Source organism: Janthinobacterium sp. PLB04 (genome assembly GCF_021165895.1).
GTDB classification, from domain to species: domain Bacteria; phylum Pseudomonadota; class Gammaproteobacteria; order Burkholderiales; family Burkholderiaceae_D; genus Janthinobacterium; species Janthinobacterium lividum.
In genome coordinates this window covers 209,038-229,105 of sequence record NZ_CP088968.1, presented here as the reverse complement: position 1 = coordinate 229,105, position 20,068 = coordinate 209,038, and the positions used below count along the sequence as shown (strand labels likewise).

General features: G+C 61.1%; 17 protein-coding genes. 8 read left to right on the top strand and 9 right to left on the bottom strand.

The genetic code is table 11. The features are described 5' to 3' along the window. From bioA to LSO07_RS00845, 6 genes are all read right to left on the bottom strand, one after another. Window positions 1-1,329, bottom strand: coding sequence for an adenosylmethionine--8-amino-7-oxononanoate transaminase (bioA, locus tag LSO07_RS00870; protein WP_225317139.1), 1,329 nt, complete (start codon window positions 1,327-1,329; stop codon window positions 1-3). Window positions 1,330-1,348: 19 nt separating this feature from the next. Then, the gene (locus LSO07_RS00865; protein WP_034782795.1) at window positions 1,349-2,137 is read right to left on the bottom strand and encodes an enoyl-CoA hydratase/isomerase family protein; all 789 of its coding nucleotides are present in this window, start codon (window positions 2,135-2,137) and stop codon (window positions 1,349-1,351) included. Window positions 2,138-2,158: 21 nt separating this feature from the next. Continuing rightward, window positions 2,159-3,781: a carboxyl transferase domain-containing protein gene (locus LSO07_RS00860; RefSeq protein WP_070278418.1), complete on the bottom strand. Its 1,623-nt coding sequence runs from the start codon at window positions 3,779-3,781 to the stop codon at window positions 2,159-2,161. Between the two features lie 40 nt (window positions 3,782-3,821). Further along, window positions 3,822-4,268: a YchJ family protein gene (locus tag LSO07_RS00855; RefSeq protein ID WP_151091829.1), complete on the bottom strand. Its 447-nt coding sequence runs from the start codon at window positions 4,266-4,268 to the stop codon at window positions 3,822-3,824. A 92-nt stretch (window positions 4,269-4,360) separates the two neighbouring features. Beyond that, window positions 4,361-5,608: a D-amino acid dehydrogenase gene (locus LSO07_RS00850; protein WP_231772998.1), complete on the bottom strand. Its 1,248-nt coding sequence runs from the start codon at window positions 5,606-5,608 to the stop codon at window positions 4,361-4,363. 120 nt (window positions 5,609-5,728) lie between these two features. After that, complete coding sequence (locus LSO07_RS00845; protein ID WP_151093932.1) at window positions 5,729-7,054, bottom strand: serine hydrolase domain-containing protein; 1,326 nt, start codon at window positions 7,052-7,054, stop codon at window positions 5,729-5,731. A gap of 238 nt (window positions 7,055-7,292) precedes the next feature. On the opposite strand from LSO07_RS00845, the gene LSO07_RS00840 reads away from it, so the two are divergent. Beyond that, window positions 7,293-8,033 carry a GntR family transcriptional regulator gene (locus tag LSO07_RS00840; protein ID WP_151091823.1) on the top strand — a complete coding sequence of 247 codons (741 nt, stop codon included), beginning with the start codon at window positions 7,293-7,295 and terminating at the stop codon, window positions 8,031-8,033. A 2-nt stretch (window positions 8,034-8,035) separates the two neighbouring features. On the opposite strand, the gene LSO07_RS00835 is transcribed toward LSO07_RS00840, so the two are convergent. Further along, a complete protein-coding gene (locus LSO07_RS00835) occupies window positions 8,036-9,163 on the bottom strand; it encodes a nuclear transport factor 2 family protein (protein WP_191909556.1) in 1,128 nt (375 codons plus the stop codon). 142 nt (window positions 9,164-9,305) lie between these two features. Then, on the bottom strand, window positions 9,306-10,364 hold the full coding sequence (locus LSO07_RS00830) for a helix-turn-helix transcriptional regulator (protein WP_151091817.1): 1,059 nt from the start codon (window positions 10,362-10,364) through the stop codon (window positions 9,306-9,308). A 228-nt stretch (window positions 10,365-10,592) separates the two neighbouring features. On the opposite strand from LSO07_RS00830, the gene LSO07_RS00825 reads away from it, so the two are divergent. The 7 genes from LSO07_RS00825 to LSO07_RS00795 all read left to right on the top strand — a co-directional run bounded on the left by LSO07_RS00825 (window position 10,593) and on the right by LSO07_RS00795 (window position 18,056). Then, entirely contained in the window at window positions 10,593-11,474 is an 882-nt protein-coding gene (locus tag LSO07_RS00825) for an N-acetylmuramic acid 6-phosphate etherase (protein WP_151091814.1), read from the top strand. Window positions 11,475-11,519: 45 nt separating this feature from the next. Beyond that, window positions 11,520-12,830, top strand: a complete 1,311-nt coding sequence (locus LSO07_RS00820) for an MFS transporter (RefSeq protein ID WP_151091811.1) — start codon at window positions 11,520-11,522, stop codon at window positions 12,828-12,830. Window positions 12,831-12,921: 91 nt separating this feature from the next. Further along, window positions 12,922-14,583, top strand: a complete 1,662-nt coding sequence (locus LSO07_RS00815; protein ID WP_151091809.1) for a glycoside hydrolase family 10 protein — start codon at window positions 12,922-12,924, stop codon at window positions 14,581-14,583. 94 nt (window positions 14,584-14,677) lie between these two features. After that, window positions 14,678-15,625 (top strand): N-acetylglucosamine kinase, encoded by a 948-nt coding sequence (locus tag LSO07_RS00810; protein WP_225317138.1) that lies wholly within the window; start codon window positions 14,678-14,680, stop codon window positions 15,623-15,625. 30 nt (window positions 15,626-15,655) lie between these two features. Continuing rightward, the gene (locus tag LSO07_RS00805; RefSeq protein WP_034752412.1) at window positions 15,656-16,456 is read left to right on the top strand and encodes an N-acetylmuramoyl-L-alanine amidase; all 801 of its coding nucleotides are present in this window, start codon (window positions 15,656-15,658) and stop codon (window positions 16,454-16,456) included. A gap of 83 nt (window positions 16,457-16,539) precedes the next feature. Further along, window positions 16,540-17,442 carry a LysR family transcriptional regulator gene (locus tag LSO07_RS00800; protein ID WP_034782805.1) on the top strand — a complete coding sequence of 301 codons (903 nt, stop codon included), beginning with the start codon at window positions 16,540-16,542 and terminating at the stop codon, window positions 17,440-17,442. Then, window positions 17,442-18,056 (top strand): M15 family metallopeptidase, encoded by a 615-nt coding sequence (locus tag LSO07_RS00795; RefSeq protein ID WP_034782807.1) that lies wholly within the window; start codon window positions 17,442-17,444, stop codon window positions 18,054-18,056. The genes LSO07_RS00800 and LSO07_RS00795 overlap by 1 nt, the downstream gene beginning before the upstream one ends. Here LSO07_RS00795 and LSO07_RS00790 read toward each other — a convergent pair whose 3' ends face one another. Beyond that, window positions 18,057-19,436, bottom strand: coding sequence for a sodium-dependent transporter (locus tag LSO07_RS00790; RefSeq protein ID WP_151091805.1), 1,380 nt, complete (start codon window positions 19,434-19,436; stop codon window positions 18,057-18,059). Window positions 19,437-20,068: the final 632 nt, after the last annotated feature.

Below are 20,068 nucleotides of genomic sequence, written 5' to 3'. Positions count from 1 at the left end.
TCAGGCCCCGATCACATGATTGAAGACGGCCAGCGTCTGCTGGCCCAGGCCCGCGATTTCCTCGTCGTCGAGGATGTACGGCGGCATCAGATAGACGGTGGAGCCGATGGGGCGCATCAGCAGTTCGTGTTCCAGCGCCGTGCTGAAGAAGCGGCGCGAAAAGTCGGGTGCAGCGTCCACCGCATCGAAGGCCCAGATCATGCCCTGCTGCCTGAAGTTTTTTACCTTGTTATGCTGCGCCAGCGGCGCCAGCGCTTGCGTGATCTTGTCGGCGCGTTCCCGGTTGGTGGCCAGCACGTCGTCTTCCTCGAAGATGGAAAGCGTCGCCAGCGCCGCGCGGCAGGCCAGCGGATTGCCCGTGTACGAGTGCGAATGCAGGAAGCCGCGGCGCACGTCGGTGCTGTAGAAGGCTTGATAGATATCTTCGCGCGTCATCACCAGTGATAAAGGCAGATAGCCGCCGCTGATGCCTTTCGACAGGCAGACGAAGTCGGGCCAGATGCCGGCCTGTTCGCACGCAAAGAAAGTGCCCGTGCGTCCGCAGCCGACGGCGATTTCATCGAGGATCAAATGGACTTGATAACGGTCGCACAGGGCGCGCACCAGCGACAGGTACAAGGGATCGTGCATGGCCATGCCGGTGGCGCACTGCACCAGCGGCTCGATGATGATGGCGGCGATCTTGTCCGCTTTTTGCTGGAAAAGCTGTTCCACATCGGCGGCGGCGCGGCGCGCCACGTCCTGGGCGGACTCGCCCTCGGCCGCCTGGCGGAAGTCGGGCGACATTACCGTCTGCGTGGCGCGCAGCAAGGGGCCGTAGGCATCCTTGAACAGGGCGACATCGGTGACGGCCAGCGCGCCGATGGTTTCGCCGTGGTAGCTGCCTTTCAGACAGACGAATTCCTGCTTTTCACTCTTGCCGCTGTTGCGCCAGGCGTGAAAACTCATTTTCAGGGCGATTTCCACGGCCGATGCCCCATCGGACGCGTAAAAGCTGTGGCCAAGCACGCCGCCCGTCAAGGCGGAGAGCTTCTCCGACAGTTCGATCACCGGTTCATGCGTGAAACCGGCCAGCATCGCGTGTTCCAGGCGGTCCAGCTGGTCCTTGAGTTCCGCATTGATGCGCGGATTCGCGTGGCCGAACAGGTTCACCCACCAGGAGCTGATGGCGTCCAGGTAGCGTCGGCCTTCGTGGTCATACAGCCAGGCGCCGCGGCCATGGCTGACGGGGATGAGCGGTACAGTCTCGTGGTGCTGCATTTGCGTGCACGGATGCCACACGCTGCGCAGACTGCGTTCGACCCAGCCCGATTGTTTTTCTGCTTTCAAAACTGCTCCAATGATATTGCTAGCCCATGAGCCAACTCGGCTTGCGCTTGTCGAGGAACGATTGCACGCCTTCGCGTCCCTGCTCCGAGGCGCGGATCTGCGCGATGCGCTCGGCGGTGTCCAACAGCAGCGCATCGTCAACCGGCTGGCCAACGATCTCGCGCACCAGCGTTTTTGCTTGCGCCACCGCGTGCGGGCTGTTGCCCGTCAGCGCTTTGAGCACCTCGGCCGTTTTCGCGTCCAGCGCGTCGCCAGCGACTACCTCGTGGGCAAAGCCGATGCGCAGCGCCTCCTGCGCGGAGAATCGCTCCGCGGTCAGGAAATAGCGGCGTGCCGCGTTTTCGCCCATGGCCTTGATGACATACGGTGAAATAGTGGCCGGGATCAGTCCCAGCCGCACTTCGCTCAGGCAGAAATGCACGTCTTCCGCAACCAGAATGATATCGCATGCGGCGACGAGGCCCATGCCGCCCGCATAGCAGTCGCCCTGGATCTTCGCCACGACGGGCTTGGGACACAGGTAAATCGTGCGCAGCATCTGCGCCAGCTGCAGCGCGTCGGCCTGGTTTTCGGCATGCGTGTAGCCTGCCATCTTCTTCATCCAGTTCAAGTCCGCGCCGGCGCAAAAGGCCGCGCCATTCGCCGCCAGCACGATGGCGCGCACCATGTCGCTGCGCCCCAGGCCTTCGAAGGCGCGCGCCAGTTCGGCGATCGTCGTCTCGTTGAAGGCATTGCGCACGTCGGGGCGGTTCAGGGTCACGGTGGCGACATTGCCCTCGATGACCAGCTTTAAGGTTTCAAATTCCATTCTCTTCTCCCTGAATGCCGCTTACATGCGGAATACGCCGAACTTCGTGTCCGGGATTTCCGCGTTCAAGGCGGCCGACAGGCCCAGGCCCAGCACCATGCGGGTATCGGCCGGGTCGATCACGCCATCGTCCCACAGGCGCGCGGTGGCGTAGTACGGGTGGCCCTGGTGTTCGTATTGATCCTTGATCGGCTGCTTGAAGGCCGCTTCCTCGTCCGCGCTCCACTCGCCGCCCTTGCCTTCGATGCCGTCGCGCTTGACGGTCGCCAGCACGGAAGCGGCCTGGTCGCCGCCCATGACGGAAATGCGCGCATTCGGCCACATCCACATGAAACGGGGGGAAAACGCGCGGCCGCACATGCCATAGTTGCCGGCGCCGAAGCTGCCGCCGATGATCACCGTGAATTTCGGCACGGCAGCCGTGGCCACGGCCGTGACCATCTTGGCGCCATTGCGGGCGATGCCCTCGTTTTCGTATTTGCGGCCCACCATGAAGCCCGTGATATTTTGCAGGAAGACGAGCGGGATCTTGCGCTGGCAGCACAATTCGATGAAATGCGTGCCTTTCAGGGCCGATTCGGAGAACAAGATGCCGTTATTGGCGATGATGCCGACTTTCACCCCATAGATATGCGCGAAGCCGCAGATCAGGGTGGTGCCGTAGCGGGCCTTGAATTCGTCGAAATCGCTGCCGTCGACGATGCGCGCGATCACTTCGCGCACGTCGAAGGGCTTGCGCGTATCGACGGGGATCACGCCATACAGCTCCTGTGTCGGATATTTCGGCTCGACGGACTCGCGCATCGCCATCTGTTGCGGCTTGGTGCGGTTCAGGTTCGAGACGATGGTGCGCGCCAGCGACAGCGCGTGCAGATCGTTCTGCGCCAGGTGGTCGACCACGCCGGACAAACGCGTGTGCACGTCGCCGCCGCCCAGGTCTTCGGCCGTCACCACTTCGCCGGTGGCCGCTTTGACCAGCGGCGGGCCGCCGAGGAAAATCGTGCCCTGCTCCTTGACGATGATCGACTCATCGCTCATGGCCGGCACGTACGCGCCGCCGGCCGTGCAAGAGCCCATCACGACGGCGATCTGCGGGATGCCCTTGGCCGACAGGTTCGCCTGGTTGTAGAAGATGCGGCCGAAATGGTCGCGGTCGGGGAAGACGTCGTCCTGGTTCGGCAGATTGGCGCCGCCCGAATCGACCAGGTAGATGCAGGGCAGGTTGTTCTGATCGGCGATTTCCTGGGCGCGCAAATGTTTTTTCACCGTCATCGGGTAATACGTGCCGCCCTTGACGGTGGCGTCGTTACAGACGATGACGCATTCCTGGCCCGAGACCCTGCCGATGCCGGTGATGATGCCGGCGGAAGGCGCCGCATCGACGCCCTTGGCGTCCTGGTACATGGCATAGGCCGCCATCTGGGAAAACTCGAGGAAGGGCGTGCCGGGATCGAGCAGCATCTGCACGCGGTCGCGCGGCAGCAGCTTTCCGCGCGCCAGGTGCTTGGCGGCAGCCGCTTCGCCGCCGCCGGCCGCGATTTTCTCGACCTTGTCGCGCAAATCGTCGACGATGGCTTGCATGGCCGCGGCATTGGCCTTGAAATCTTCACTACGCGGATTGAGTTTGCTTTCGATGTGCGGCATTGCGGTTCCTTTTTATTATCGCCCGGTCTCTCGGGTCGCGCTATTCGGGAAAACTGCCGTCGAGATAAAACCAGCGCAGGGCGCCGCCCTCACCCGCTTCGCGCACGAAGCGGCTCACTTCATGCAGGCGGTGCGCGCGGCCGTTGACCTTGTAGCGGGCCACGAATTCCACGCTGTCGCGGTGTATCTCTTCGGCTTGATCTGCTGATACTGCTTTACGTTGACGTAAACGTAAAGCAGATTTTACCTCAAGTCCCAGCCAGTGGACTTTTTCTTCTTCGGCAAATAAAGCGTCGGTGGGGCGGGTGCTGGCGTGCCAGGTGGCAAGCAGATACGGCTCGTCGCGCAGGGTGAACGCCGTGTAGCGCGATCGCATCAGGGTTTCGGCCGTGGGCGGCAAGGCATCGCCCGCGATATACGGGCCGCAGCAGCCGGCGTAGGAGGCGCCGCCACAGGGGCAGGCGGCAGATGTCGAGAGTGTGGGCATGCGCTGGCAATCAGGAACAGAAAAGAGGGAACTGAAAAGTTCCGCAATTATCCGCCATATCGGCAGCGGCGCGTGCGCCGCGCCTTGCCTGGCTACTTTTTGGGGCTGAGGAAGTCCAGCGCGAACGGCGGCGCCTTGCCGGCCATGAGGTCGGCCAGGATGCGCGCCGTGCCGGCGGCAAAGGTAAAGCCCAAGGGGCCATGGCCCACGTTGAGCCACAGGTTCGCATATTTGCTGGCGCCCACCAGCGGCGCGCTGTTCGGCGTGGCGGGGCGCAGGCCGGCCCAGGCCGTGGCCTGGTCGTAATCGGCGCCGTGCGGCATGGCTTCGCGCGCCAGCCGCGTCAGGCCCGCGATGCGGCCCCAGTCGATGCTGTTGTCGGCGCCCACGATGTCGACCATGGCGGCCACGCGCAAGTCGCCACCGATGCGCGCATACAGTACCTTGCGCTCGAAATCCGTGATGCTGATCTCGGGCGCCCGGTGCTGCGCGCGGATGGGCGCCGTCAGGCTATAGCCTTTCAGCGGGTACAGAGGCAGGTAGATGCCCGCCGTGGCGGCCAGGTCGCGGCTCTGGATGCCGGCCGCCAGTACATAGTGATCCGCTTGCAGCAAGCCCAGGCTCGTATCGACGCCCGTGATCCTGCCCTTGTGCGTGACGAGGCGGCGCGCCTCGCCTTTTAATAAGAGCGAACAATTCGGGTGCTGCAGCAGGCGCGCTTCCAGCGCCAGGCAAAAGGCGTGGCAATCGGCCACCGCCTCGCCTTGCGTAAAAATGCCGCCCGCCAGGGCGCCCTGCAAGGCGGCCAGCGCCGGTTCGCGTTGCACGGCTTCCGCCGGAGACAAGACGATGCGCGCCTCTTCCGACTCGGGCCGCGCCACGGCCCGCTGAAAGATGGCGGGCGAACGGTAGACGATGAGTTTGCCCGCATCGCGCCAGGCATACGCTTCGGGCGGTACGGTCAGCTCCAGCTGCGCCATGCCGGCGCGGCTCCATTCTCCCAGTTGCAGCAGCTTGGCCGTCGTGCGGGCATTGCTGGCGCTGTTGCAATTACGCAAGAAACTGGCCATCCAGCGCCATTGGCGCCAGTCCGCTTCGGGACGGAAGCGCAGCGGACCATCTTTCTGCAGCAGCCATTGCAGGGCTTTGAAGGGCACGCCCGCATCGGCCAGCGGGGCTACATAGCGATAGCTGAGTTGGCCGCCATTGCGGTAGCTGGCGGCGATCGCCACCTGTTCATTGCGTTCCAGTACAGTGACTTTGTAGCCGGCCTCGGCCAGCCACCAGGCCGATGTCAGACCGACGATGCCGCCGCCGATGATGATGACTTGTTGCTGCATGTTGCCTCGCTGCGTTGCGCTCCCATGGTGCGGGAGCATTCGGGAAGAGCTTAGAGGCTGGCCGTCAGCGCAGCCAATGAAACATCATGGTGCAGCCATAACTTTCAGGAATGCACCATTTCAATGCAAGGATGGATTGTTGTCAATCGCACCACGGTATAGCGCGGCGAGTATCAATTCCTCGTTGCGCCCCATGGCGGAATACGTGCCAGAATAATGTTCGGGATCGCTGCCCGTGCCGCCCACCAGCATCACCATGCCGTTCCTGTTCTTGAAATCGAGCACGAAGGCGGAGACCAGGCCATACGCGTCGCCCAGGTGGCCCACGGCCGTGAAGCTGGCACCCTCGACCAGGCGGTTGCCCTGCCCTGCCACCGCATCGAATTGCTGGTTGCCCAGGCCCCAGGCGTGGTACAGGCCCCGTTCGCTGTCGCCATTGCGTCCGTCCGGCGCCAGCTGCCATTGGCGGCCAAACATCAGCGCGATGCTGGCCGGCTGCAATAGTTGTTTTCCCTGATAACGCCCGCCGTCGAGCAGCATCTGCATGACCGTGCCCAAGCCCGCAGCAGAGATGCGCAAGCCGCCCGTGGGACTGAAGACGGTGGCATTGCTGCCGATCACATACCGTTCGAGGCCGGCTGGCGCGGCCGGTGGGCGTTGGTAAAAATCATCGGCTTGCGCGATCCAGGGGCCGTGTGGCTGCCAGATCTCCGTGTCGAGCGTGCGCTTGCGGTACAGGGTAGCCGTGTTTGCTACATCCTCCGCCGGGAAGGCGGCCGGATTGTAGCCGCCGCGCACATCGAGGGGATCGAGCAGCAGGCGCCGCATCAGCAAGTCGAAGCGCTCGCCCGTGACTTTTTCCATCACGGTGCCGATCACGCCCCAGTTCAGGTTGGCATACGTGAAATAGCGGCCCGGCGCCGCGGCCGCATCCCACATCGTATCGGTGCCGGCCGTAAACACGTCGCGCAAGCTGCGTTCGGGGCCCCAGGCATAGCCGCCCGCATCGCGCAGCGAGGAAGTGTGGCTGAGCAGGCTGCGCAAGGTCAACGGTTGCTGGGGGAAATGCGGGTTGCGCAGGGAAAAACCCAGATAGATGCCCACGTCTTGGTCCAGGCTCAGCTTGCCCTGCTCGACCAGCCGCATCAGGCCCAGGGTGGTCATCATCTTCGAGACGGAAGCGATGCGGAACAGGGTGGCTGGCGTCACGGGCAAGTTCTCTGTCGGCGTGGCGCCGATATGCCGGTAGCCAAATTGTTGTTGATACGACACCTTGCCGTGGCGGATGGCCAGCACGGACAGGCTGGCCAGCGGGTGGGCCGCATCATCGACGATGGCGGCCAGCGTGGCATCGAGCGCGCGCTGCTGGTCCTTGCCGCTACCGGGCGGGGCGGCCAGCGCCGTCCACGTTGTACCCAGCAGCAGCAAGCCCAGTAAACCCGTCATTTTATTGTGCATGTTCCCTGTTTCGCGGTGTGGTGGAGGCGCCACCAGCATAGGGCGCGATGGTTTACTGCGCTAATGAAAATTGCTTATTTATCCATAATACAAAGCTATACGTACGGTAAAACATTGTTTTTTTAAGTGTATAACCGTTATTTATGGTCATTTTCCATTTATTCATGGGTGGACGGGCTACGCGCAGGCGCCATCGCTATTACACTAGGAGGACAAGGAGAACTGTATGAGCCAGACCAGCGTAGAACTCAAGGTCGATTTAAATGACAATTCGCCTTTATATATGCAGATCGCCCGCAAGCTGAGCGATGACGTACGCAACGGCCGCTACCAGGTAGACCAGGCCCTGCCATCCGAACGTACCCTGTCCGAACTGCTCGACGTATCGCGCGTGACTGCCCGCAAGGCCATCGACCAGCTCGTCGAGCAAGGCCTCGTCGTGCGCCGCCGCGGTTCGGGCAACTATATTGCCCCGCGCATCGAGCAGCCACTGTCGAACCTGTCGAGCTTTTCCGAGCAGCTGCAGCAGCGCGGCTACCGCCCCGGCTCGCGCTGGCTCAAGCGCGAAGTCGTCATCGCCAGCAGCGATGAACAGCTGAGCCTGGGCCTGGCGCAGAACACGAAAGTGGCGCGCCTGGAGCGCCTGCGCCTGGCCGATGACGTCGTGATGGCATATGAAGTGAGCGTCTTGCCGTTCAACGTAGTGCCGGAGCCTGAGGCGATGGGTGATTCGCTATATGAATACTTGAGCAGCATCAAGAAGGCCCCCGTGCGCGCCTTGCAGCACATCCGCGCCATGAATGCGACGGACGTGCTGGCCAAGCAATTGGGCATCCCCGATGGCCAGGCCGTGCTGTTCATCACGCGCATCGCCTACCTGGAGTCGGGCGAAGCGGTGGAACTCACGCATTCGTATTGCCGCAGCGATCATTACGACTTTGTGGCGGAAATGCGCCGCGCTCCGTAAATCTACTGCTCGATCAGGCGGATCATGGATTCCGCCACGCCGACGGACGCTTCCCAGCTCATGCCGGTCACCAGCCGGCCATCGACCTCGACGTGGCTCTTGCCGTTGGCGCCGTGCCTGAATATGCCGCCATGGCGCTTGATGCTCGCTTCTGCCGAAAAAGGATAGGCCTTGTAGACCGGCGATTCCTTGTTCAGAAACGCATCGGGGAACGAGGTAAGCACCTTGCCCTGGATCAGGAAAGTACCGTCACGCAGCTTCAGATTCTTGATGCCCTCGGTGCCATGGCAGATGGCCGCGATCACCCCACCTTGTTGTTCGTAGATACGCAAGGCGATGTCCTGCAGCGCCTTGTTTTCCGGGATGCCGACGATGGCCGCGCCGCCGCCGACGAAAGCCATGCCCGCATACTCGTCTGCCCTGACCTCGGAAACGGGCTTGGTATGGGCCAGTGCCCACATGAAATCACTGTCGTACAGGTGTTTCTTGAGCAGCTCGTCCGACGTGACGATCATTTCCAGGGGAATGGCGCCACCCTCGGGACTGACGAAGTCGACGGTATACCCCGCTTTGCGAAAGACATCATAGGTATACGCGATCTCCGGAAAATTATTGCCAGCGTTAACCTTTGTGCCTGGATATTGATGCACATTCGACACCACCAGCAGCACCTTGCGTGCGTGGCGCGGGGCTGCTGGCTCGCGATGGGCCGACTTGCTGACGATCTTCCAGTTGCCGGCGATCTTTTTCAACAGAAAGACATCCACATAGCGGACCCCTTGTTCAGGAATGTGGATTTCGGCCTTGGCGGTGGCCACCTTGCCGCTCACATCCACCTTGATCAGCCGCCCGTGGCGCCCATTGAATTGCCCTGCTTTCTCCTGGGAAAAGAGTTTGGCGTATTCCGGACCGCTCAACTCCCATTCCGCATCGTTTTTGCCGTCCAGGTAAAGGCGGGAATTTGCATGGAAGGCCTGGTTGATCTCGCTTTGTACGTTAAAGCTGGTGCCATGCATATACAAGCGCACGGTTTCCCGGATGGCATTTTCGTCCTGGTCTGCGGCGGTGCCGATGGCGGTGATGCTCAGGAAGCAACAGGCGAGTATGGTTCGCAATAAAAACTGAATCATGGATGTACCCTGCATATAGAACTGCGTTTATCGGAGCAACGACTATTTCAGATCGCTGGTGCTCGATAATTTATCGAAGTGCAGGGGAATGGATGTCGCCAAACACGATTTCAGACTCCGGAATGGCGATTCCGGAGTGCTTTCATGCGGAAATGGCCCTGGCCGCCTGGCCAGATTGAGCCCGGAAGCTGGCTGGCGTCTGTCCAGCCACTTTCTTGAAGGTCGAGTAGAAGGTGGAACTGGAATTGAACCCGCAGCGCTCGGCGACGGTATCCATGTTCCATTGCGGCTCGTCGCTCAATACCTGTTTCGCTTCGGCGATACGGTATTCGTTGACGTAGGTCGTGAAGCTCTTGCCCAGCTTGTCATTCAGTACCTGCGACACCTGCGCCTGCGTGCATCCCGCCCGCTTGGCGAGTTGGGCCAGGGTCAGGTTCGGATTCAGATAGGATTTCTGTCCGCTCATCTGTTGTTCCAGCGCGGCAAGCACGGCCAGCGTATCTTCGTGCGCCAGGCGGTTATTCTGGTACTTCTGTTTCGGCTCGGATGGCGTCAAGCCTTCCTTTCTCAGCAGAAAGACCATCACCGCCACATGCAGCGAGAAGGTGAATGACAAGGCGCCAATGATATAGGACGTGAACGGCGTGCTCGCGTACGCCGCCAGCATGACGCAGCTGCCTGCAAAGACGCTCAGCAGGAGCACGCTGCTGGTCGCCATCCGCTGTCCCTCGTTCCACCATGCGCGGCGGCTTTGCCACAGCAGCCTGGCGGTTGCCAGCAGGTAGCATAGCCAGAACACATGAATGGCATGGCTCGACTGGTTCCATACAGAACGATACGCGGAATATGGAAAGGCAACGCCAATGCCGATCAGCAGGAAGGACAAGCTCAGATGCCAGCGCCATGCTTGTCCGGCAGGCCGTTGCGCCAGCCCGGCGATGAAGGCGCGTACATAGAGATAGGTCAAGGGACCGATCAGCAGGCAGGCCGACAGGCCCAGCTGGCGGAATTCGATGGCGATCGCAGGGTTGAAGTAGAGGAAAGCGGACTTGGCGGTGCGCACCCCGACGGCAAGCAGCAATGCCCCCAGCATGCAGTCGGCGAGGCAGCGGGGCCGGCGGCTGAAAAAATAGACGGCCAGGAAAATGCCGTTGATGGCGCCAAGGGCGCTAAACAGGAACAGCAATTGGCGAGCGATCATGGGGCGTGTCGTGGATGTTGGCGTCGAACTGAAGTATAGACATAAACGGGTCTAAAACTTGCCTCTGGGCCACTGAATGAACAAATTCAGCAACTGGTTTGTCGCCGTAGCGAAGTACGTCTAGTTGCACTGGCCATAAACTCCCGTTATGCCCGCCCGCCATCCTTTCATGGTTGATCCCGCTCGTTGGTATTAAACTGGTTTCATGGTTAACCATGTTCTGAAATCATGTTGAAAACTGAAACTCCGAGCCGGCGGCATCCGGATCTGGACCTGTATCCGGTGGAGCAACTGGTGGCGGCGCTGGTCGATGACCAGTTCTGGGCCGTCGAGGCTGTGCGGCTGGCGTCGCCCGACATCGCTGCGGCCATCACGGCCGCCCTGCCCCGCATCGCTGCCGGCGGACGCCTGCTGTACGTGGGCGCGGGCACGTCGGGCCGCCTGGGCGTACTCGACAGTGTCGAACTCAATCCCACGTTTTCGTGGCCGCCCGAGCGGGCTGTCGCCATCCTGGCCGGCGGCGCGGGCGCCATGTTCACGGCTGTCGAAGGGGCGGAAGATGATTTGCAGCAAGGCGAGGCGGATTTGCTGTCCCTGCAGCCGCAAGACAATGACGTGGTGATCCTGCTGGCCGCCTCCGGCGCCACGCCGTATGTGCTGGGCGCCCTGCTGGCCGCGCGCAAGGCGGGCGCCTTGACGATAGGCATCGCCAACAATGTGGATGCGCCCGTGGCGCACGAGGCGCAATGCGGCATTGTGCTCGACACGGGCACGGAAGTCATTTCCGGCAGCACCCGCCTGAAAGCGGGCACGGCGCAAAAAATCACCCTGAACACGATTTCCAGCGCGCTGATGGTCGGTTTGCATAAAACTTACGGAAACTTGATGGTAGACTTGAAGCCGACCAACGCCAAGCTGATCTGGCGGGCGGTGCGTCTCACCATGCACGCCACCGGCGCCAGCGAAGTGCAGGCCAGGACCGTGCTGGAGCAATGCCAATTTCACGTCAAGGTGGCGATAGTTGCCTTGATCAAAAAAATCAACACGAACCAGGCACAGGCATTGTTGGCCGGCGCGGACGGCAGTGTGCGGGCGGCACTGGCGGCGTGATCCGATGGCGCGGCATTCTTCTGTCTGGGAGACAACGAAGGATGTATGGAGCTAGTGAAACAAACCGCCCCGGCGCGCGCGAATAAGCCGTCAAATAAGCCGTGGCTGTGGATCCCTTCCCTGTATTTTGGCCAGGGCATCCCCTATGTAGTGGTCATGACACTCTCCGTGATCATGTACAAGAACTACGGTTTTTCCAATACGGATATCGCGCTGTATACGAGCTGGCTGTACTTGCCGTGGGTCATCAAGCCCCTGTGGTCGCCCTTTATCGATATGTACCGCACCAAGCGCTTCTGGATCGTCGGCTTGCAGCTGGTGATCGGCGCCGCGCTGGCGCTGGTGGCCCTGACGACGTCGCTGCCGCACTTTTTCCAGATCAGCCTGGCCATCTTCTGGCTGATGGCCTTCAGTTCCGCCACGCATGATATTGCCGCCGACGGTTTTTATATGCTGGGCCTGGAAGAACACCAGCAGGCGGCCTTTGTCGGCGTGCGCAGCACGTTTTACCGCCTGGCGATGATCGCCGGCCAGGGTGGCCTCGTGTATCTGGCTGGCTATCTGACGCATGCGACGGGCAATGTGCAGCTGGCCTGGTCCGTCGTGTTTGCGATTTTGGCGGGCCTGTTCATCGCCCTCTTCCTGTACCACTATTTTGTCCTGCCGAAACCGCAGGATGACCGCCCCAGCATCCAGGGCGCCGGTGTTTCTCCGCTGGAGGAGTTCGTTGCCACCTTTGCCTCCTTCTTCAAGAAGAAGGATATTTTGGTCATCCTGGGCTTCTTGCTGCTGTTCCGCCTCGGCGAAGCGCAACTGCTCAAATTGGCCGCGCCCTTCCTGCTCGACCCCGTTGCCAAGGGCGGCCTGGGCCTCAGCACGGAACAGGTGGGCCTTGTCTACGGCACCATTGGCGTGATCGCCCTGACCTTGGGCGGCTTGCTGGGCGGATTCATCATTTCCCGCTTCGGCTTGAAACGTTGCCTGTGGATCATGGTGCTGTCCGTCCATTTGCCCGACCTGGTGTTTGTCTATCTGGCCACCGCTTTGCCCAGCAGCATCTATGTGATCGCCGGTGGCATCGCCCTGGAGCAATTTGGCTATGGCTTCGGTTTTGCGTCGTATATGTTGTACATGATCATGGTCTCCGATGGCGCCCATAAAACGGCCCATTACGCCATTTGCACGGGCTTCATGGCCCTGGGCATGATGCTGCCGGGCATGGCCAGCGGCTGGATCCAGCAAATGCTCGGTTACCAGCATTTCTTCATCTGGGTTTGCATCGCTACCATTCCCGCTTTCATCATGGCCGCGCTGGTCAAGATCGATCCCGAATTCGGCAAGAAGGCCGAGGCCTGATTCTTTTGAACCGTGCGCCCGCATGGATGGCGGGCGCACAGTAAAATGCCCGCACCGATAGACCTGCGCTTCACCACTGCAAGGAATTGTTTTGTTGTCTACTTTCAAAAAACGCCTGGGCGCCAGCGCCGGCGTACTGGCCGCGCTGGCCGCCGCCACATTGCTCAGCAGTTGTACCAGTACCAGGCTGCCCTCCGCAGTGACGCCAGGCGAAGCGGGTTTGCCGGCCGTGCCGCCCGTGCAGCACATCACGGGCGAAGTGCCGCCGCCAGCACCGCGCGAGTTCCGCGCCGCCTGGGTCTCGACGGTCGCCAATATCGACTGGCCCAGCCGCAGCAATTTGCCTGTCGCCAAGCAGCAAGCGGAGGCGCTGGCCATTCTCGACCGCGCCAAGTCCTTGAATCTGAACGCGATTGTGCTGCAGGTGCGGCCCAGCGCCGACACGATTTACCCATCGCAACTGGAGCCATGGTCGGAATACCTGACCGGTAAGCAAGGCCAGCCGCCGTTGCCGATGTATGACCCGCTGGCCTTCTGGGTGGCGCAGGCGCATGCGCGCGGCCTGGAATTGCACGCCTGGTTCAACCCCTACCGTGCCCGTCACGCGACGGCCAAGTCGCCGCTGGCACGCGACAGTTTCGCTTCCACCAACCCGGCGTCCGTCAAGCAATACGGCCGCTACCTGTGGATGGACCCGGGCGATGCCGCCGCCTCCAGGCACACGACGGACGTGGTGCTGGACGTCGTGCGCCGCTACGATATCGACGGCGTGCACATCGACGATTACTTTTATCCGTATCCGATCGATGCGCCTGGCGCCGGTGCGGGCGCCGAGACGGCCGCGCTGGATGCGGGCAATGGCGGCGCCAAGCGTGAACTGCCGTTCCCCGATGAGCCTTCTTGGCAGCAATATTTGCTGGCCGGTGGCCAGCTGGACCGCGCTTCCTGGCGCCGCCAGAATGTCAACCAGCTGATCGAAGCCTTATATACAGGCATCCACCGCGAAAAGAGCTGGGTGCGCTTCGGCATCAGCCCGTTCGGCATCGGCCGTCCGGACCGCCGCCCGGCCGGCATCGTTGGCTTCAGCCAGTACGATAAATTGTATGCGGATGCGGAACTGTGGCTGGCCAAGGGCTGGCTCGATTACCTGTCGCCGCAGTTGTATTGGCCCGTGGCGCAGGCGCCGCAAGCGTTTGGCGTGCTGCTCGACTACTGGCTGGCGCAAAATCCGTATGGCCGCCACGTGTGGCCCGGTTTATACACGAGCCGCATCGACAATTCCGCCAAGTCCTTCACGCCGCAAGAGATCATCAAGCAGATCGAAGTGACGCGCACGCGCCCCGGCGCGAATGGACAAGTGCATTTCAGCATGGTGCCCCTGATGCAGAACCGCAAGGGTGTCAGCGAGCAACTCAAGGCGACTGTATATCAAAGCCCTGCCCTCATTCCCGCCACGCCATGGCTGGGCAAGGAAGCACCGGGTACGCCCGTGCTGGCCTTGCGCCGCGATTCCACCAGCCTGAACATCAAATTGACGGCGGGCGGCGGCAAAGCCGTGGCGCAGTACGCGGTCTGGGCCCGCTACGGCGAAGACTGGCGCTTTACCGTGGTCACGGGCGTGCAAGGCGAGCTGACCCTGGTCGACGATGCCATTGGTAAAGTCAATGCGGTAGTGGTCAGCGCCGTGGACCGCCTCGGCAATGAAAGCCCCCGCGTTACCGTGCGCGCACCGTTTACGGCCCCCGCCAAGTAGTTGTTGACCGTTCACCGCTAGTCCATAACCTGCAGGCATGAAACATGCGCAAGCTTTCATGCCTGCAAGCTCAGCTTGGCTTTACACTCATGCCATGATTTCCTTCCCTGTAACCAATACTGACACTGCCGTGCTGGGGCTGGGCATCGACGCGGGCGGCACGCAGACGCGCTGGGCCCTGGCCAACGGGGACGGCGTCATCGTGGCCGATGGGGCTGTGGAAGGCTTGTCTGCCTTGCAAATGAGCAGCGCAGCGGGCCGCGCGGCCGTGCACGCCGCATTTTCCAGACTGTGCCAGGCCGTGCTGGCCGTTGGCCAACCGCGTGCCGTGGTGGCGGGCTTGACGGGCTTTGGCGGCGATGATGTGGCGCTGGCACCCATGCTGGCAGAGTTGCTGGCGCTGGACGCCGGCGACGTGCGCTTGGGCAACGATATTGATATCGCTTATCGCGACAGTTTTGAACCCGGCGAAGGTTATCTGGTCTACGCTGGCACGGGCTCGATTGCCGCCTGGATCGATGCGGATGGCGTATTTCATCGCGCAGGCGGGCGCGGCGTGCTGCTTGACGATGGCGGTGGCGGTTACTGGATCGCGCGCGAAGCCTTGCGCCACATCTGGCGCCGCGAAGACGAGGCGCCGGGCAGCTGGCAAGACTCGCCCATGGCCGAGGCCGTGTTTGCGCAACTGGGCGGCAGCGACTGGTCGCTGTCGCGCGCCTTCATGTATGGCCAGGACCGGGGCGCCATCGGCCGGCTGGCGCTGGCCGTGGCCGCCAGTGCGGAAAGCGACCCGCTGGCGCTGGACATCTTGCAGCGCGCGGGACAGGAACTGGCGCGTCTGGCGCTGGCCTTGACGACGCGCTACGGTCCCCGTCCTGTGGTGCTGGCGGGCCGCGCAGCGCAATTGCACCCGGCCATCGCGGTTGCCATGCGCGCCGCTTTGCCGGTATCGTTGATGATGGAGCAAAAAGTTGCCCGTTCGCATGAGGCTGCGGCCAAGGTGGCAGCCCGGGCAGCCAGCCAGCGTACTGGCAAGAACTGAACATTTTACCAACCCGAACACGGATCTTTCATGAAAAAAATCGCCCTCGCCCTGCTGGTGGCCCTGCTCTCCGCCTGTACCACGCCCGCGCCGCACCTCGACCACAGCTTGAACGCGCGCAGCCAGAGCCCGCGCGTGAAATTCATCGTCATCCATTACACGGTCAGCGACCTGCCTCGCTCGATCAAGATCCTGACGGAACAAGTGGTCAGCAGCCATTATTTGCTGACCGACACGGACAAGCCGAAGTTTTACGTGCTGGTCGATGAATCGCGCCAGGCCAATCATGCGGGTGTGAGTAACTGGAAGACTTATACACAGCTGAATGTCAGCTCGATCGGTATCGAGATCGTCAACCCGGGCTACAAGGACACGCCGGAAGGCCGCCTCTGGTATCCATTCCCGCAAGCGCAGATCGATGAGTTGATTCCACTGCTGAAAGATATCCAGGCCCGCTACAACATCGCGCCGGAAAATATCCTTGGCCATAACGAGATCGCCCCACAGCGCAAGCAGGATCCGGGACCGCTGTTTCCTTGGCGCCAGCTGGCCGATGCGGGCCTGATTGTCTGGCCCGATGCGAACAGAGTGGCAGCGCAGCGCCTCATTTTTGAGCAGCAAGTGCCGGATGCCGTCTGGTTCCAGAAAAAGCTGGCCCAGCACGGCTATGCGACGCCGAACACGGGCGTCTTCGATGAGGCGACGCGCAATGTGCTGATCGCTTTCCAGATGAAATACCGCAACACCTTGTTCGATGGCACGCCCGATGGCGAAACGGCGGCCCTGCTGGAAGTGCTGACGACGCCGGCCCCGGCTGTTGTTGCAAAGTAGCATGGCCGTTCCAGCCCATGACTTTTTCTTATATGCTGAACATTGACGGCCCTGGCGGCCACGGCAAGGTAAAGGAATAGCTCATGCGGCTGCGTCATATCGAAGTGTTTCACGCCATCATGCAAGTTGGCACCATCAGCGGTGCGGCCCAGGTGCTGCATATTTCGCAGCCGGCCGTGACCAAGGTCTTGCAGCATTGCGAATTGCAACTGGGCATGCCGCTGTTCGAGCGCGTACGGGGCAAGTTGTATCCGAAGCCCGAGGCACACCGCTTGTTTGTCGAGACGGAAAAGCTCAACCGCGATTTATTGGGCATCCGCCGCCTGGCAGCCAGCCTGAAGGGTCATGCGGTGGAAACCATCCGCCTGGTCTCTACGCCGACGATCGCCATCAGCGTCTTGCCGTTTGCCATGACGGAGTGGCGGCGCGACTTCCCCCACACGCGTTGTCAGCTGGCTACCCACCACACGGGCGAGATCGTCAATACCTTGCGCCTCGGTGAAGCGGACTTGGCCGTGTCGCTGCAAGACCCGCGTCATCCGGGCATCGTGGCTGAACCCATCGCGCAGGGCGTCATGACGGTGATTGCGCCGGCCGGCACCTGGCATGCGGCCGATTGCGGCACGCCGTTGACGGCGCATGGCTTGAACGGCGAACTGATCGGCCATGCCGACAATGATCCGCTGGGCGAACTGGTGGTCGCCGCCTGCGAGGCGCAGGATATCCACCCCGTGTTTTCCACCGTGGTGCAAACCTATCAAATCGCCCGTTCCCTGGTGGAAGCGGGCGCCGGCATGGCCGTGGTCGATCCTTTTACGGCCGCGTCCGGCTCGCCTGAGCGCCTGCAGCGCCGTCCTTGGGCGCCCACCATCCCCATCCAACTGTATTTATTGACGGCGAGCCACTCGCCGCTGTCGCATGGCGCGCGGCGCCTGGCCGACAGCATCGGTGTGGCGGCGCGCAACTGCCTGGAAAGAGGAGTCTGATGTCTGTTGCAAGTTTGCAATTAGAAGCGGTCGGCAGCGATCCGCAATTTCGCCACCTGAGCAGCATCGCCGGCATCGCCGTCGACTTGCGCTATGCCACGCCCGACAATTTCGTCGGCCGCGACTTATACAGTCCCATCGATTGCGCCTGGCTGCACCGCGATGCGGCGGCCGCCCTGGAAAAAGCCGTGGCCTGGCTCGCCGTGAAGCGCCCCGATCATCATTTATTGGTGCTCGATGCCCTGCGTCCGCAACGGGTGCAGCAGCAATTGTGGGATGCGTTGCAAGGAACGGAGTTGCTGGGCTATATCGCCGAACCGTCGCGTGGCTCGATCCACTCGTTCGGCATGGCGCTCGACATCACCATCGTCGGCCCGGATGGGCAGGAACTGGACATGGGAACTGGCTTTGACGATTTAAGTGAGCGCTCGCACCCGGCGCTGGAGCTGGTTTTACTGGAAAAAGGGGAAATTACCGAGGAACACGTGGCGCACCGCCGATTGTTGCGCGACGCCATGTTCCAGGCGGGCTTTTTCGGCATCAACAGCGAATGGTGGCATTTCGATTGCGGCGACCGGGTGCTGGTGCGCCAGACCTACACCCGGGTACTCTGATTAGAAGACCTGTAAACCCTTCAGCATCACGATCAGGATCAGCACGGGCGAGACAAAGCGCAGCAGGAACAGCAGCACATGCGCCAGGGTTTTATTTTGCAGCTGGCCATGGTTGCCGATCGCATCAATGAAATGGTCCTTGCCCCAGGCCCAGCCTGTAAACAAGGCGATCGCGATGCCACCCACGGGCAGGAAGATATTCGATGAGACGAAGTCGAACAGATCAAACATATTCAAGTTAAACAGCTTGAAGTCTGCCAGGCTGCTGTTACTCAGGGCGCATACGGAACCGAGCACGGCCAGCAGCAGCATGGTCACGATGGTGGACTTGGTGCGCGTCCAGCCGAAACGTTCATGGAAAATCACGACGGGCACTTCCATTAGCGACAGCATCGCCCCCGTGGCGGCCACGGCAGCCAGGATGAAGAACACCACCATCAGAGCTTGTCCCATCGGTATTTGCGAGAACACGGCGGGGATCGTGATGAACACCAGCGACGGCCCCGCGCTGGGGGCGAAGCCAAAGGTGAATACGGCGGGGAAGATGGCGATGCCGGCCAGCATGGATACGCCGAGGTCGGCCGCCATCACGCGCAAGGTAGTGACGGGGATATTCTGGTCGTCGCGGAAATAACTGCCGTAGGTCATCATCGTACCCATGCCAACAGACAATTTGAAGAAGGCCAGGCCCATGGCTGTCAGCACGACGGAGGCCGTCAGCTTGGAAAAATCAGGACGGAACAGGAACGCCAGGCCTTCGCCCGCCTTGTCCAGCGACAGGCTCACCGCGCAGAGCAGCAGCAACAGCAGGAACAGCAATGGCATCAGTTTCTTGGCGATTGCCTCGATGCCCTTGGTCACGCCCAGCATCAGGATGCCGCCGATAAACAGCAATACACCCCATTGCCACAACAGCGATTGCAAAGGATTGCTGATCAGCGAGGCGAAGGCCGCTTCTGTTACCAGCTTGTCGCTGCTGAGGATGGAACCATCGATGGCCTTGGCGATATACGCAAACACCCAGCCCACTACCTCCGAATAGAACGCCACGATCAGGAAGGCGGCGATCATGCCGATGACGCCGACCAGCCACCAGGGCTTGCCCTTCGGCGCTAGCTTTTCCATGGTGGAGATCGGGTTGACCTTGGCGCGGCGGCCCAGGGTGATTTCCGCGATCATCACGGGCAGTCCTACTAATAAGGTGGCGAGCAAATAGATGAGCAGGAAGCCGGCGCCGCCATTGGCGCCCGTCAGGTAGGGGAACTTCCAGATATTGCCGAGACCGACTGCGGAACCGAGGGTGGCGGCGAGCACGCCGAAGCCAGTGGTAAAGCCAGCCCGTTTCAGGGTCAGGCCTGATCCTTGAGCTTGTTGTTTCATGGTGAATCTTCTATGGATGGACGCGAATGTGCGCTGAGGGGGCGAAATTGTAGCAGTTGGCCGCAAATACCCCGGAAAAGTCTTGCTACTCCCGGGGCGCTTTGCTATAGTTCGCCTCCCCAATGAGACGCACTAGTTTGCGGCACAAAAGGGACAGCCTTCAGGGGCTGGGTAGTAGAAAAGAAGGTGTTGACGATTGTGCTGAAATGCTTCATACTCTTCCTTCTTCGCAGCTGACAAACACAACGCTTTGTCGATGGCGCGAAAGCAGTAACCGAATACAGTTCTTTAACAATTAACAGTCGATAAGTGTGGGCATTTGATGTAAGTGCAGCGTCAATCTTAGGGTTGGCGTAATACTTAAAATATATCAAATGTTCACAAGAAATAATGAAATAGGCGCTACGAAAGTAGTGGCCTGTCAGTTTTTTGAGTGAGCAAATCTTTTGCAATGCAAAAGATTTGGATGGTAGTGATACTGTCCGACCTGTCAGAAATGACATTAAACAGAGATTAAACTGAAGAGTTTGATCCTGGCTCAGATTGAACGCTGGCGGCATGCCTTACACATGCAAGTCGAACGGCAGCACGGAGCTTGCTCTGGTGGCGAGTGGCGAACGGGTGAGTAATAT